The organism is Oceanobacillus chungangensis, from assembly GCF_003369565.1.
Lineage (GTDB): Bacteria > Bacillota > Bacilli > Bacillales > Amphibacillaceae > Oceanobacillus > Oceanobacillus chungangensis.
This window is the reverse complement of sequence record NZ_PIOD01000006.1, coordinates 331,347-344,627: the sequence shown is the minus strand read 5'-3', so window position 1 is coordinate 344,627 and position 13,281 is coordinate 331,347. Positions and strand designations below refer to the sequence as shown.

The 13,281-nt window shown below is 36.2% G+C and carries 19 protein-coding genes; 14 read left to right on the top strand and 5 right to left on the bottom strand.

Translation table 11 applies throughout. The features are described 5' to 3' along the window. Positions 1–155: 155 nt before the first annotated feature. Positions 156–407 carry a hypothetical protein gene (locus CWR45_RS07765; RefSeq protein ID WP_115749289.1) on the bottom strand — a complete coding sequence of 84 codons (252 nt, stop codon included), beginning with the start codon at positions 405–407 and terminating at the stop codon, positions 156–158. Between the two features lie 163 nt (positions 408–570). On the opposite strand from CWR45_RS07765, the gene CWR45_RS07760 reads away from it, so the two are divergent. The 4 genes from CWR45_RS07760 (at position 571) to CWR45_RS07750 (ending at position 2,947) form a co-directional block, all read left to right on the top strand. Continuing rightward, the gene (locus tag CWR45_RS07760) at positions 571–1,059 is read left to right on the top strand and encodes a pyridoxamine 5'-phosphate oxidase family protein (RefSeq protein WP_115749288.1); all 489 of its coding nucleotides are present in this window, start codon (positions 571–573) and stop codon (positions 1,057–1,059) included. A gap of 350 nt (positions 1,060–1,409) precedes the next feature. After that, positions 1,410–2,240 (top strand): Cof-type HAD-IIB family hydrolase, encoded by an 831-nt coding sequence (locus tag CWR45_RS07755; protein ID WP_115749287.1) that lies wholly within the window; start codon positions 1,410–1,412, stop codon positions 2,238–2,240. A gap of 177 nt (positions 2,241–2,417) precedes the next feature. Beyond that, a complete protein-coding gene (locus CWR45_RS20305; protein ID WP_281271843.1) occupies positions 2,418–2,540 on the top strand; it encodes a hypothetical protein in 123 nt (40 codons plus the stop codon). 143 nt (positions 2,541–2,683) lie between these two features. Then, positions 2,684–2,947 carry a NifU N-terminal domain-containing protein gene (locus tag CWR45_RS07750; protein ID WP_115749286.1) on the top strand — a complete coding sequence of 88 codons (264 nt, stop codon included), beginning with the start codon at positions 2,684–2,686 and terminating at the stop codon, positions 2,945–2,947. Positions 2,948–3,015: 68 nt separating this feature from the next. Here CWR45_RS07750 and CWR45_RS07745 read toward each other — a convergent pair whose 3' ends face one another. After that, entirely contained in the window at positions 3,016–3,858 is an 843-nt protein-coding gene (locus CWR45_RS07745) for a YitT family protein (protein ID WP_115749285.1), read from the bottom strand. A gap of 101 nt (positions 3,859–3,959) precedes the next feature. Between CWR45_RS07745 and CWR45_RS07740 the strand changes: the two genes are divergently transcribed. The 3 genes from CWR45_RS07740 to CWR45_RS07730 all read left to right on the top strand — a co-directional run bounded on the left by CWR45_RS07740 (position 3,960) and on the right by CWR45_RS07730 (position 6,103). Next, complete coding sequence (locus CWR45_RS07740) at positions 3,960–4,826, top strand: DegV family protein (RefSeq protein WP_115749284.1); 867 nt, start codon at positions 3,960–3,962, stop codon at positions 4,824–4,826. Between the two features lie 122 nt (positions 4,827–4,948). Continuing rightward, a complete protein-coding gene (gene yppF, locus CWR45_RS07735) occupies positions 4,949–5,152 on the top strand; it encodes a YppF family protein (RefSeq protein WP_115749283.1) in 204 nt (67 codons plus the stop codon). A gap of 78 nt (positions 5,153–5,230) precedes the next feature. Next, the gene (locus CWR45_RS07730) at positions 5,231–6,103 is read left to right on the top strand and encodes an SDR family oxidoreductase (RefSeq protein WP_115749282.1); all 873 of its coding nucleotides are present in this window, start codon (positions 5,231–5,233) and stop codon (positions 6,101–6,103) included. Between the two features lie 63 nt (positions 6,104–6,166). Here CWR45_RS07730 and CWR45_RS07725 read toward each other — a convergent pair whose 3' ends face one another. Both CWR45_RS07725 and CWR45_RS07720 read right to left on the bottom strand, forming a co-directional pair. After that, positions 6,167–7,651: an alpha-amylase family glycosyl hydrolase gene (locus CWR45_RS07725; protein ID WP_115749281.1), complete on the bottom strand. Its 1,485-nt coding sequence runs from the start codon at positions 7,649–7,651 to the stop codon at positions 6,167–6,169. A 257-nt stretch (positions 7,652–7,908) separates the two neighbouring features. Then, on the bottom strand, positions 7,909–8,280 hold the full coding sequence (locus CWR45_RS07720) for a YisL family protein (RefSeq protein WP_115749280.1): 372 nt from the start codon (positions 8,278–8,280) through the stop codon (positions 7,909–7,911). A 244-nt stretch (positions 8,281–8,524) separates the two neighbouring features. Here CWR45_RS07720 and CWR45_RS07715 point away from each other — a divergent pair, with 244 nt between their 5' ends. After that, positions 8,525–9,721, top strand: a complete 1,197-nt coding sequence (locus CWR45_RS07715; protein WP_115749279.1) for an ornithine--oxo-acid transaminase — start codon at positions 8,525–8,527, stop codon at positions 9,719–9,721. A gap of 70 nt (positions 9,722–9,791) precedes the next feature. On the opposite strand, the gene CWR45_RS07710 is transcribed toward CWR45_RS07715, so the two are convergent. Then, positions 9,792–10,970: a DUF418 domain-containing protein gene (locus CWR45_RS07710; protein ID WP_115749278.1), complete on the bottom strand. Its 1,179-nt coding sequence runs from the start codon at positions 10,968–10,970 to the stop codon at positions 9,792–9,794. 252 nt (positions 10,971–11,222) lie between these two features. Here CWR45_RS07710 and CWR45_RS07705 point away from each other — a divergent pair, with 252 nt between their 5' ends. From CWR45_RS07705 to CWR45_RS07680, 6 genes are all read left to right on the top strand, one after another. Next, positions 11,223–11,435: a spore germination protein gene (locus tag CWR45_RS07705; protein WP_115749277.1), complete on the top strand. Its 213-nt coding sequence runs from the start codon at positions 11,223–11,225 to the stop codon at positions 11,433–11,435. Positions 11,436–11,451: 16 nt separating this feature from the next. Then, positions 11,452–11,667, top strand: a complete 216-nt coding sequence (locus tag CWR45_RS07700; protein ID WP_115749276.1) for a spore germination protein GerPB — start codon at positions 11,452–11,454, stop codon at positions 11,665–11,667. A gap of 132 nt (positions 11,668–11,799) precedes the next feature. Beyond that, positions 11,800–12,384, top strand: coding sequence for a spore germination protein GerPC (gene gerPC, locus CWR45_RS07695; RefSeq protein WP_115749275.1), 585 nt, complete (start codon positions 11,800–11,802; stop codon positions 12,382–12,384). After that, positions 12,381–12,596 carry a spore gernimation protein GerPD gene (locus CWR45_RS07690; RefSeq protein WP_115749274.1) on the top strand — a complete coding sequence of 72 codons (216 nt, stop codon included), beginning with the start codon at positions 12,381–12,383 and terminating at the stop codon, positions 12,594–12,596. The genes gerPC and CWR45_RS07690 overlap by 4 nt, the downstream gene beginning before the upstream one ends. Next, complete coding sequence (locus CWR45_RS07685) at positions 12,575–12,949, top strand: spore germination protein GerPE (RefSeq protein WP_115749273.1); 375 nt, start codon at positions 12,575–12,577, stop codon at positions 12,947–12,949. The genes CWR45_RS07690 and CWR45_RS07685 overlap by 22 nt, the downstream gene beginning before the upstream one ends. Positions 12,950–13,009: 60 nt before the next feature. After that, positions 13,010–13,228: a spore germination protein gene (locus CWR45_RS07680; protein ID WP_115749272.1), complete on the top strand. Its 219-nt coding sequence runs from the start codon at positions 13,010–13,012 to the stop codon at positions 13,226–13,228. Positions 13,229–13,281: the final 53 nt, after the last annotated feature.

The window sequence follows — 13,281 nt, the reverse complement described above, 5'->3', positions numbered from 1 at the left end:
AATGCATGCAGTTTCTAAAGTTACTTTTCAATTAACCTGTACCGCCATGCTTTTCGGTTTTCCGCAAGCAGAAGAGGTACGATTCAATCCTTGATTCCGAGCTTCTGTCCTAGGTCTATCGTAAAGTTAGTAGAAAAGTTTGAAAGATTAAACCCTTATTCTTCATTATTATCATCTTTTCGTTTTGTTCTTAGATTATGGATATAGACTATTCGAAAGAGGCCACAAATAAATAGTATTCCACCCATAATTATCCCATTGATAATAGTAAAGCCATCAGTGAGTGATACAAAGAATCCTACAACAGTTGTAATAAATACAAGCACAGCCAGTGAAATGCCTAGACTCTTTTGTGAGTTAACTTTATTACTTTCAAGGTATTCTTTACATCCATTAATTCCATCCAAACATAAACCAACATCTCATACAACTTGATATTAAAAATAAGCATGGCCATCAAATCTACAGTTACTGGAATATTGTCCAGTGCCCTACTGTGTAAATTCCTAATTGATTAAAAATTGGTGTAAAGGGTAGTATACCTTTATAAACATAAAAGAGGTGATAGAAATGTCTAACACGATTAAACAAGAAGAAATGGAAACATTAAGAGAGTTAATCAAAGACGTAGACACTGCCATGCTGACGACATTAACGGAAGAAGGGCTTATTTCACGCCCTATGAAAACACAAGAAGTAGAGTTTGATGGTGACTTATGGTTTTTCACAAAAAAAGAAACTAATAAATATAAAGAAATTTTACATGATCAAGAAGTGAATGTTACTTATGCAGGAAAATCCTATGTCTCCGTTCGTGGAAGAGCAGAAATCGTTGAAGATATAGACAAGAAAAAGGAATTATGGAGCAAAACATATGAGAAATTCATGAAAACTTCTTATGATGATCCTAACATTGTCTTGATAAAGGTAAAAGCGGAAGCAGCAGAATATTGGGATACCGGTAATTTAGCGAAAAAAATCGCCTTTCTCTATAAACGCATAACAGGGCAAAGTTCCGAATCGACAGATGTAAATGAAACGGTTGAATTGGATAAATAACACTAAAAATGGATTGTCCGGTGATAGGACAATCCATTTCGTTATTTGAACGGAACGCTGACTCATCTTCAACTAAACTGACCCGTTAATACAATAACTTCTACATAAAATAGCTTTAATCCTTCTAGAATGCGAACAAGCGAGCATTTAAGAGTAAATCGGATCTATCTGAGGGAGTTATAGTACATTTCTTTACAAAGGATCATATATCATCATTTCAAAATAATGCCAATTTGGAATCTTCCTGACATACCATTTCCCTCACTTCATTGTTATTTAACGCTTGTCAGGTTAATATTACTTTACATCTGACCAATTGACTTATAAACTTAGTGCTATGAGGTGATCGAATGACAAACAGACATTTAATTGCATTAGATTTAGATGGTACGCTTTTAACTGATAATAAAGTAATCAGTTCACAAACAAAACAGACAGTACTAACTGCGATGGACGAAGGTCATATTGTTGTCATTGCAACAGGCAGACCCCATCGTTCAAGTATTAACTATTATCATGAACTTGGATTAAAAACGCCCATGGTAAACTTTAATGGCGCACTCCTACATCACCCAACAAATAGGAATTGGGATGCACTCCATAACCCAATGCCAATTCGTACTGCACATGCAATCATTGATGCATGCTTTGATTTAAATGTAAATAATATACTTGCTGAAGTGATGGATGATGTTTATCTTGCACAATACGATGAAAAGCTTATCGAAATTTATCAAGAGTCACCAGATGATCCCCCATTCAAAATTGGGAATATTAAACAAACATTAACAGAGGATCCTACTTCTATCTTAGTTCTGCCAAAGCAAGATCAAATAGAAACGCTGAGAAATCATTTAGATGACTATCATGCGGAATTTATTGAGCACCGAAATTGGGGTGCACCTTGGAACATCGTTGAAATTATTAAAAAAGGAATGAATAAGGCGGTTGGCTTGCAGAAGATTGCCCGTTATTATGACATACCGCAAGATCGAATTATTGCCTTTGGTGATGAAGACAATGATTTAGAAATGATTGACTATGCGGGAGTTGGAGTTGCAATGGGTAATGCAATACCGGGGTTAAAGAAACTGGCAAAGCATATTACGAAAACAAATGAACAGGATGGAATTGGGATTTTCCTCGAAGAATATTTGAAGCTCAATGTTAAAACAAGCTAGTTCCCTTTTGTTTCCATGATTAGAAATATAAAGAGTACCAATACTAGTAGTGAACGAATAATCGTTCACTCTTTTCTTCTTTTAGGAGGATTTTCTCCACGATTTCTATTGGACATTTGCAGAACCTACTGTGTTTTTTCATTTCGATTGATGTATTTTTCAAGAGGAGGAATCATCATGGGAAAAGGAAGTAAATCAAGAAGATTTACGCAGCAAGGTGCTGATTCTGTTAAGAAGCATGCCGAACGGTTTCCATATCGTTCCACTTTAGCAGAGGCAGAGACTGAGCGAAAACAGTAAAGAGCGAAATACCAAGGAAATCATCATTGACCTATGCAGACACCCATACTTATTTTTAGTTGGGTGTCTCTTTAATACTTTTTAAATGATAGTATTTCTGCTACTATAGAAGTAAGTATGATTTTGATTAGGAGGGATTTATTATGGGCGTTCGTATTGAACCTACACCAAATCCAAATGCAATGAAATTTTCAACTGACAGTATTATTTTTGAAGGAACAAATAGTGTATCCGTTATGCCTGGTGACATAAGTGAATATGCAGTATTAAATGATTTAATGAAGCTTGATGGTGTTGATAATGTGTTCGGTTACCAAAATTTTATTACTGTAAATAAGAAATTTGATGTCGAATGGGAAAGCATTACATCTAATATTCAAGAAGTTATTACCAAGCATGGCTTTTAAATAAGTACATAACGAATAAAATCGAGAGCAATCATTTTAGGATGATTGCTCTCGATTTATATTTAGTATTATTCTTTTCGAAATACACCATATACTCCAGCGGTCTCAATAATGTTTGTAAATGCATTTGGATCGACTTCTTGGATTATTTTTTCTAAGTCGTATAACTCATATCTTGTTATCACTAGATAGAGCATACTTTTCTCTGACTTCGTGTATGCCCCTTTAGCAGGCAAAATCGTAATTCCTCGTACCATAATTTTATGAATTGCCTGTTGTAATTCATCTGGCTTATGGGTAACTATCATTGCTGTAACCTTTTCATGGCGGGTATGAATGGCATCAATTATACGTGTAGTTACATACAATCCAACCATTGTATATAATGCGTTTTCTGGTTCATATAAAATTCCTGATAGCACGATAATTATAGCATTAATGATTAAAATAAAGCTGCCAATTGGTTTATCCTTCTTGCGTGATAATACCATTGCTATAATATCTAATCCACCAGTAGAAGCACCATGCTTCAAAGTTAAACCCACACTTGCTCCCGCAACTACTCCCCCAAATACAGCATTGAGAATGATATCATCTGACAGTGCAATAACCGGTAAAAATTGCAAAAATAGTGATGAAAAAAATACAGATACAATACTATATAAAGTAAAGCCCTTACCTACTTTATACCAGCCAAGTAGTAAAACTGGTATGTTTAACACAAACAATAATATACCTGTACTTAACCCAATTCCTAGAAAATCTTGAAAAATACTAGCAATCAGCTGAGCAGCACCTGTAAATCCACTACCATATACATTCGCTTCTATAAAGAAGAAGTTTAGTGATATTGCATTTAATAATGCGCCAATAATAACGATAATAATCCGTTTTGCTTCAATCATGAACATGATTCGGTTCCTCCTACTACGACTATACTTTGACTAACTAACTTTATAGCTTTAAACTAAAAGATACACAATTATAATTTAAAAAGAAAGTTGGTGTAACAATGACGGTAAAAATTCTAGCCGATTCTGCAACTGATTTATCAAAAGAACATTATAACGAATTTGACATTGAAATGGTACCATTAACTGTTCATTTAGATGATAAAGATTACCAAGATGGAGTTACAATTGAACCTTTAACAGTTTATAATGCAATGCGCGAAGGCAAGGTTCCGAAGACGTCTCAAGTTTCTCCATTAACATTTAAAACTATCTTTACACCTTATGCTGAGAAGAATCAACCTTTAGTATACATTGCGTTTTCTTCACAGCTATCCGGTACATACCAAACGGCGAAGATGATGCTACAAGAAGTGCTGGAGGAATATCCCGAGGCACCTATCCAAATTATCGATACAAAATGCGCATCACTAGGTTATGGACTTGTTGTGCTACATGCAGCTAAGCTCGCAAAATCCGGTGCATCAATAAAAGAAATTGTTGACGACGCTACTTACCAGGCGAAACATATGGTACATCTCTTTACCGTAGACGATTTGGAATATCTATATCGTGGTGGACGTGTAAGTAAAACTGCTGCATTTGTTGGCACTTTATTAAAAATAAAACCACTTCTACATGTTGACGATGGCAAACTAATTCCTCTTGAAAAGATTAGAGGCTCTAAAAAGGTCTTTGGTCGTATGCTTGATATGATGGAAGAACGTGGAGCTGATTTCAAAAATCAAAAAATTGGTATTTGTCATAGTGATGATCTTGAGCGTGCAACTCAGCTTGCTAACAGAATTAGCGAAAAGTTCGAAATCGCTGTTGATGATATCGAAATAGTCATGATTGGCGCTGTCATCGGGGCACATGTTGGTCCAGGTACAATTGGCTTATTTTTCTCGAACAAACCAAATAATTAATTCATGATAACTTGTCCAAATTACTGTTTGGGCAAGTTTTTTATTGCTAATTAGCATGCTTAATCAAACATGTACATATAGTTTATAGAAGGCTTTATATGCAAAAATTGAGGAGGATAACCATGCTAATCCATGAATTGGTCCATGCTTTTGCAAGTGAACGAAATTACACACCTGATTCGGTTGACCAACTATTAGATTTTTACCAGAATAAATATATCGCGCAAGAGATTGATATTAAAAATTACCGAAGAATATTTGAATACCTACATAAGCAAGGTGCAATCTCTGCATTTGAATACAAACAACTTGAAAAGTCCATTTAAGGACTTTTCTTTTTTGGTTTTTACTAATTATTTTTGGGGAAGATATAAAAAGAAGGATACAAAGGAGTTGTGGAACCAATGAACATGGAAAATAATAATGGAGTAGTTACACCACCAGCACAGCAACAACAACAGCAACCTGGACTCGAATCAGAAATGTTCCCAAGACCAGAGTATATTCGCGAGGATTACCAGGGTAGTTGTAAGTTAAAAAATAAAGTAGCGGTTATTACCGGTGGAGATAGTGGGATTGGTCGCGCAGTTAGTGTGCATTTTGCAAGAGAAGGTGCAGATGTTGCGATTATTTACCTTAATGAGCATGAAGACGCGAATGAAACAAAGAAATTAGTTGAACGAGAAGGACAAAAATGTTCATTAATTAGTGGTGATATTGGCGATCAATCATTTTGTGACACCGCCATTAATGAGGTATTAAGTACATTTGAGAAAATCGATATCCTTGTAAATAATGCAGGTGAACAGCATCAGCAAACAAACTTCCTAAATATTTCTAGCGAGCAGTTGGAAAAGACATTTCGCACGAACATCTTCAGTATGTTCTATTTAACCCAGGCAGTCATTCCCCAAATGACAAATGGAGGTTCTATCATTAATACATCCTCAATTACAGCCTACAAAGGAAATGTCGACTTAATCGACTATTCTGCTACAAAGGGAGCAATAACAGCATTTACAAGATCACTTTCTGGATCGCTTGTAGATAAAGGCATTCGCGTAAATGGAGTTGCCCCTGGTCCAGTTTGGACACCGTTAATCCCTGCTAGTTTTGATAAACAAAAGGTAGATTCCTTCGGTGGAAATACACCGATGAAACGACCAGGAGAACCTAAAGAGCTAGCACCTGCTTACGTATATTTGGCTAGTGAAGATTCTAGCTATGTAACAGGACAAATGATACATGTAAATGGTGGTACGATTGTGAATGGGTAATTGATAACTATCTTTTCTTAAAAAATGGCAAACGGAAGAAGCCGTATGCCATTATTATTCCAGTTATTCACTTTTTTTCGCTTTCCTGCTTAGATAAATAACCCCTACTACAAACAGCAAGAATATGCCACCCACAAAGCCTATAAATGACCAGTTAATCCCTGTATCTGGTCCTATAGAATAAACCTCTGCCGTTTCCCGGGCGAGCCCCACCCGATATGTACCATTTTCATTTTCCCTCACTAGGTTATCACCAAGATACCCCGTAAGCTGCATCCCAGAATCAATTCCATCTATATCCACATATGCAGATTCACTGCCATTATTTATTGCGATATACATTGTTTCATCCCCTAGCGTTCGTTTAAATACACTCATAGAATCACTCGAACCTACTAAAGCGAAATCTCCATGCTGTAATACCGGAAATTGACTGCGCAATGATGATATCCGGTTATGGAACTCTTTTAATTCTGAGTCACCACTATTAAACGGAACAAGCCGTTGCGATTCCTCTGCACTTCCACCGTACATGGGTAATTCTGTCCCTTGCAGAAGTGTAGGTGTTCCAGGAGATGTATACATATAGGTTAATGCTAATGTCCAGGCAGTTAATGCATTGCGTCCATTATCCGCGAATTTCTGGGTAAATCTCTCTCCATAAAAATCATCGATGTACAATAATCCATCTTGCTTACCGCTATTTTTCCAAGCATTATAAATAGCCTCAACAGATTGATCAGGTTTAGCGAATACATCTGACATTGAATGATAAAGTGTTTTATTTTCTATTGCTTCTAACTTTGTCCCTGATATTAATTCGCCATTATTATCATCCGTTTCTAAAATATCACCTAGTATATAAAAATCTGGCTGTAATTCCTTTATTCTTGTAGTAAATTGCTCTACAAAATCAGTTGGCACTTGATCAACTGCTTGGAGCCTAAACCCATCCAGATCTGTCTCCTCCATCCAATATTCAGCAACCTCCATTAAGTATGCTGTAACTTCTGGATTTTCAAGGTTGAGCTTGTCTACATTTCCCATCCATTCTGGAGAAGTTTCAGATGATTCGACTATCCAATCCGCTTTTTCTGGATCTTCTAAGATAGGATGACTACTAGCCACGAAATTGGTCACAAATTCTAATACAACCTTTATATCGCGATCATGCGCCTCATTAATTAACTGATGTAAATCATCCATCGTGCCGAATTGTTCTTCAATCGAATAAAAATCCTCTATCCAATAACCATGAAACCCATTTTCAGCATTTTCCATGATAGGCGAAAGGGAAATTATTGTAACCCCTATTTCCTCGAGATCATCTAGTTTTGCAATAATTCCTTGTAGATCTCCGCCATGGTAGCTTGTTGGATTATCAATATCTACTTGGCCATCGCGCTGAAAATCTCCATTATTGTAACGATCAATTAATATATTATATATTATTTCTTCGTGAATCGGCTGTCCTTCAGCGAATACAACGTTTTCATTATTAATGAATAAACATAATCCTATGATAACTACAAACAAAATCCTCTTCATCAAAATCTCCCCCACCATCTATGTAATGTCCTTGTTCTATTATTAATGATAGACCCGAATAGTCAATAAAATCTGTAATATTGTTGAAAAGACTTCACTTTTCTAATGGGTATTCCGCTGCTTTATCCTTATGATATTGATGGTTATTTCCACTGCTGATAACAGACCACTAGCATTCTACTATTAATTATAACAAACAATGCAAATTGAAAAAAAAGCTGCCTCATAATTTGAGACAGCCTCCACGTATCCTTTATTTACATATCAATACCTAATGGCAAGCGAACAAACCCTAAAACTAATACAATTAAAAGTGCGATTACGAATTGTACCCAGGCACTAGTTGTCGATTTCCCTTTAGACGATTTAATTAGAATCATTTCCATCGCAGCAATCAGCCAAATACCCGCAATACCTTTTACTATTACTTCCGCAAACATTGGCATTTGAATATTGGAGAAATACATTCCGAGCAATGATCCACCTGTGTATAAAATAAATAAATAGTCAAGGCGTAAAATCATATGTACAATTTTAGCCGGCTTTGCCTTTCCTTGCTTTTGCAAAATAATGGCGATAATTAGTAAAATTATTCCAAGTGCCCATGATGTAATATGCATATGTATCATCTTTTTTCCCCCTTCTTTTCAATAAGAATTTTTCGTTTTCCATCGTATATACTTAACCTCATTACTTCACTATCATATCATTATTTGATGCGTTTTTCACATCTAACAAAGAAAGTTAAAGTAAAGTTAATCTGAAACTGGTATAATATTATTAGATGGAAAAGTCGAAATTTTCCTGCTATAAAATTATAACTATCGCATCATTGCTTGATGCGATACACTAACATGATAATGGAGGGGTAGAATGATACAAACAACAAAAAATATCATTGCGTTAACGGAGGAGCATGGGGCAAATAATTATCATCCATTACCAATTGTCATTGAGGAAGCAGAAGGTGTTTGGGTAGAAGATCCTGAAGGGAATCGCTATTTGGATATGCTGAGCGCATATTCCGCTGTTAATCAAGGTCATCGCCACCCTAAGATCATTGCAGCTTTAAAGGCGCAAGCTGATAAAGTTACATTGACCTCACGAGCATTCCATAATGATAAGCTTGGTCCCTGGTACGAAAAGATTAGTAATCTAACGAAAAAAGAAATGGTTCTCCCTATGAATACAGGTGCAGAAGCTGTGGAAACTGCAGTAAAGGCAGCGAGACGATGGGCTTATGATGTGAAAGGTATTGCTGAGAATCAAGCAGAAATTATTGCTTGCGTGGGCAATTTCCATGGCAGAACTATGACAGCGGTTTCTTTATCGTCTGAAACGGAATATAAACGTGGCTTTGGGCCGATGCTTCCCGGTATTAAACTTATTCCCTTTGGTGATATCGAGGCACTTCGAGAAGCGATTACTGAAAATACAGCAGGCTTTTTATTCGAGCCAATCCAAGGTGAGGCTGGAATTATAATTCCACCTGATGGTTTTCTTCAAGAAGCATATCAAATTTGTCAGGAAAATAACGTCCTTTATATTGCCGATGAAATCCAGAGTGGACTCGGTCGTACTGGAAAATTATTTGCCTGTGATTGGGAAGACGTAACACCTGATATCATCATTCTCGGAAAAGCACTTGGTGGAGGAGTCTTTCCAATCTCCTGTATCGTAGCCAATAAAGATATTCTTGGTGTATTTAATCCCGGTTCACACGGCTCCACTTTTGGCGGTAATCCGCTAGCATGTGCAGTCTCAATCGCTGCACTTGAAGTATTAGAAGAAGAGCGACTCACTGAACGATCATTGCAATTAGGAGACTACATGATTGCTGAACTCAGAAAGTTAAATAATCCAATGATACAAGATGTACGTGGGAGAGGATTATTTATTGGTGTTGAATTATCGGAAACCGCTCGTCCATACTGTGAGCAACTAATGGATAAAGGGATATTATGTAAGGAAACACATGAAAATGTAATTCGCTTTGCACCTCCGCTTATTATAGAAAAAGATGATTTAGACTGGGCTTTAGAGAAGATTAGAGAAGTATTAAAGTCATAGATTTAAGGGGATGCTCAAACTCACGAGCCTCCCCTTATTATTTCCCGCACCCAAATCTTTTGTTCGCTCATTATACCTTCTTTTTACGAAATGGCTGCCTTTTTACATACATTAAACTCCGCCATATCCATTCAAGAGGACCAAACAAGAAATGATGGAACCACCATTTGCTTATAAAAATTTGGATAATAAATACGAGCAATACGATTAGTACTGTTGTAAATGGACCGACATAGCCATATAAACCAAATCCAACACCATAAAATAAGATAAAACAGATTAACGATTGCATGATATAGTTAGTTAACGACATCCTGCCAACAGCTATGAGTGGTTTGATTAGCTTTCCTCCAAGATTATTTTGCCCAATTAGGGTTATCGATGAGATATAAAAGATTGCCGAAGCTGTTCCACCAATATTATCTTGTATATAAGCGAACCATAGTGGATTACCAAATAAATAGATTCCCATTTTGATGCCAATAAAGAGAACAAAGCTTATCGCCCACAATCGAATCAATATTGCTTTGTGCTTCTGTGGCTCATGCAGCCACTTTTTTTGTGCAAGGTACATTCCAAATAAAAACAAGGGTAATAAAGTAGTGACTAATAACAGGTAGCTTATTCCCCCATTTCCGAACACCCAATCCTGATAGTTTTGTGTCCAAATAGTAATTAGACTTCCACTTCTATAATTCACTAATGCTTGGGCAATTCCATCGTCATTTGCTCCACCTAGTAAATCCCGTACTGCAAATAAACCAAATGAAATTAGACCTACACTCCCTACCAATAAACTTGTTCCCCATATTATCAGCGTACTAGGCTTCACTCTTAAAAATAGCAATAATAGTAAGCCAATCAATCCATAGGTTAACAGAATATCCCCATACCATATAGCAAATGCATGTATGAGACCAAAACAAATTAAAATAAACAATCGGCGAAATAAAAACAGCGATGGTTTTAAGTTACGATTTATGAGCCTTTCATTTAATAACTGAAATCCGAACCCAAATAATAGCGAAAATAATGTATAAAAGCTTGCTTGGAAAAAGACATCAATAACCCATTGCGTCGTTCTGTCAATTGAGGATGTCCAAACATCCTCTCCCCCTCCATGGATAAAATACGGAGCTCCAAATCCACCAATATTGACGATAAATATTCCAAATATCGCGAATCCTCTTGCGGCATCAATCCAAACTAAACGTTTAGATTCTTGTACTGGTGATATATTTGTTTCCATTCATCAACCATTCCTTCCAACGATTCAATATCTTTTACTATAACTTATTTTTAGACAATTGCGTTCATTCAACTGATATTGCTTAGTTATTTTCTATCATTGTTGTATTTTGGGTGATATTAACCACCGTGGATATACACTTTTTTCCACACCAATCCGCAATGTACTTACCAAAGGGAGATAATTTTTCTTACATGCTATCTGTTTCAACATTTAGCTGAAATGACATAAACTACTTTAGGGGGGATATCAATGCCAGCTAAAGTCGGTGCAGTAAAAGTAAGCAACATTTCTTCATCGAGCATCTTTAATATCGGTGATGTCTATTCGATGTCCCCACAAAGTACTGCCAAAACTTATGCTGGTAGTGGCTCCTTTAATACCGGAAACGGAATCCGTATCAATCTAAACAAATCAAATACGTATATCAATGATTCAGATAAAATTGATCAGACAATAAGTTAGTATTGGAGTGAATAGTATGAACATAATAATCCATCAATCGATAAGTATTTACCTTATAAAAATTGGCGCGATTACGAATTCCTCTGTTCTACAGATTGGCAGCACTGGAAGTATTCAAGCGCAATCTGATATTTATAATACTGGTGGCTATACAGAGCCTGCTGAAGAAGCAAAAATAGCAGCTAGCACTGGATCATCTGAAGTAACGCCATTAGTACCACTTGCGCCTTAGAAAACATGTCATGACCAACCATCCCTCTCACCAATCGATGAACACAAATTCTTTATTAATTGCATAAACTATTCTAGGCATTTGACTAGCTTTATCATTCTCTCTATCCTACAGTCGAAAGGGGAAGTGTTTATGAATGGAAATGAATGGAGTACCTATCTATACGAGCTTCAATACTGCATAATGCAACAAGATGAGAAAATTAAATTACTAGAAAAAAGAGTCGATACATTGGAAAAAAAGGCAACTGAAAACAAAGCACCAAACATTGAGAAGATTGAATACAAATTTGACCAGCTCAAGATTGAACACTTAGCAGGGACACTTCATATTGGCCTTTCCCCTAGCGATTTAGAGAATATAGAGGAATTAGCTAGTCAGCAAACAACTCCTCCAAATTATCCAGTGCCATTGAAACAACAATTAACAAGTGAACTTCAACAATACTTAAGAGAAACAGGTCCATCCCAAATAAGCAATTTAGCTGCAACCTATCATAAGCCAATCGATGAATCGTTTCAAGCCATGCTTCTTCAGGATATTAACAATCAGCTTCCTAGCCGAATTTCTTTTTATGAGCAAGAAGCATTGAAGCAGAATCATTCTCGTAATCACGATCAACTCCATACTTTCATTACCGATAGTATTAAAAATGAAATTAATCAGTCCTTACAAAATTACATGCAAAGTTCAGAAAAAGAAGGTGAAGATTCATGAATATTGAAGTACACAACTGGGGAATTAATGTAGGAAATATTCAAGTGGAAGGTGTCGGTTCTTCTTCCGTTTTGTTAATCGGCGACAATGAACAAATATTTCTTTCCTCTTTTTTCGATACGCCACCAGAAAGCTTCACATTTGGCAACATTATACCATTAGCACCTCAAGGGTTAAGAAGGGATAGTCGATGGAAAAACGTACATCAGTAGTTAATACGATTTATACGACTTCAATCGCAAGTAGCTCGATTTTCAACATCGGTGACAGTGTTACGATTAATCAAAAATCTAAAGCAATTGCATTACAAAAACAAAGCGAATATTTAAGTAAAAGTGATAATCTTTACTTCAAAGATTACGATATCTTCAAGAGAAAAACAGTGTGGCCGAATATTCCAACGATTATTAATCACTATAAGGTCCACCACCGTACAGATGCCATTTGTGTTCATCAAGTCAATTTAACCGCATTAAGTTTGTCATCTGTTTTTCAAGTGGGAAGTGCTAAGGATATTGCAGCAGATTCAAGGGTAAAACATTTTCGTATTTTGCAAGAAGATTAACATAATTTGTTGTACGTTCATACCATAAAAAATGAAGACACGTTCAAGAAGGTGAACAGAATGCCATCTATCGTCGGACCAATTAAAATAAATAGTGTTACTGGTGGGGTCATTAATTTTGGCGATTCGTTCTATTTATCTCCAAAAAGCAACTCAAAAACGAATACTGGCTCTGGGTCTTTAAATACAGGTGATTTCATGACTACGAATACTGGATTCAGTTCGACTAATCCATTCGATCCTGATGTGAACGATCAGAACAATACTGCAAATGCTTAAGAACAAAAGATCGAGCGCCTATTTACACGTACCACAACCCACATGTTTAGAAA

Coding starts and splice junctions, on each gene's coding strand:
- CWR45_RS07760 (WP_115749288.1), top strand. CDS start 571: ATGTCTAACACGATTAAACAAGAAGAAATGGAAACATTAAGAGAGTTA.
- CWR45_RS07755 (WP_115749287.1), top strand. CDS start 1,410: ATGACAAACAGACATTTAATTGCATTAGATTTAGATGGTACGCTTTTA.
- CWR45_RS20305 (WP_281271843.1), top strand. CDS start 2,418: ATGGGAAAAGGAAGTAAATCAAGAAGATTTACGCAGCAAGGTGCTGAT.
- CWR45_RS07750 (WP_115749286.1), top strand. CDS start 2,684: ATGGGCGTTCGTATTGAACCTACACCAAATCCAAATGCAATGAAATTT.
- CWR45_RS07745 (WP_115749285.1), bottom strand. CDS start 3,858: ATGTTCATGATTGAAGCAAAACGGATTATTATCGTTATTATTGGCGCA.
- CWR45_RS07740 (WP_115749284.1), top strand. CDS start 3,960: ATGACGGTAAAAATTCTAGCCGATTCTGCAACTGATTTATCAAAAGAA.
- yppF (WP_115749283.1), top strand. CDS start 4,949: ATGCTAATCCATGAATTGGTCCATGCTTTTGCAAGTGAACGAAATTAC.
- CWR45_RS07730 (WP_115749282.1), top strand. CDS start 5,231: ATGAACATGGAAAATAATAATGGAGTAGTTACACCACCAGCACAGCAA.
- CWR45_RS07725 (WP_115749281.1), bottom strand. CDS start 7,651: ATGAAGAGGATTTTGTTTGTAGTTATCATAGGATTATGTTTATTCATT.
- CWR45_RS07720 (WP_115749280.1), bottom strand. CDS start 8,280: ATGATACATATGCATATTACATCATGGGCACTTGGAATAATTTTACTA.
- CWR45_RS07715 (WP_115749279.1), top strand. CDS start 8,525: ATGATACAAACAACAAAAAATATCATTGCGTTAACGGAGGAGCATGGG.
- CWR45_RS07710 (WP_115749278.1), bottom strand. CDS start 10,970: ATGGAAACAAATATATCACCAGTACAAGAATCTAAACGTTTAGTTTGG.
- CWR45_RS07705 (WP_115749277.1), top strand. CDS start 11,223: ATGCCAGCTAAAGTCGGTGCAGTAAAAGTAAGCAACATTTCTTCATCG.
- CWR45_RS07700 (WP_115749276.1), top strand. CDS start 11,452: ATGAACATAATAATCCATCAATCGATAAGTATTTACCTTATAAAAATT.
- gerPC (WP_115749275.1), top strand. CDS start 11,800: ATGAATGGAAATGAATGGAGTACCTATCTATACGAGCTTCAATACTGC.
- CWR45_RS07690 (WP_115749274.1), top strand. CDS start 12,381: ATGAATATTGAAGTACACAACTGGGGAATTAATGTAGGAAATATTCAA.
- CWR45_RS07685 (WP_115749273.1), top strand. CDS start 12,575: ATGGAAAAACGTACATCAGTAGTTAATACGATTTATACGACTTCAATC.
- CWR45_RS07680 (WP_115749272.1), top strand. CDS start 13,010: ATGCCATCTATCGTCGGACCAATTAAAATAAATAGTGTTACTGGTGGG.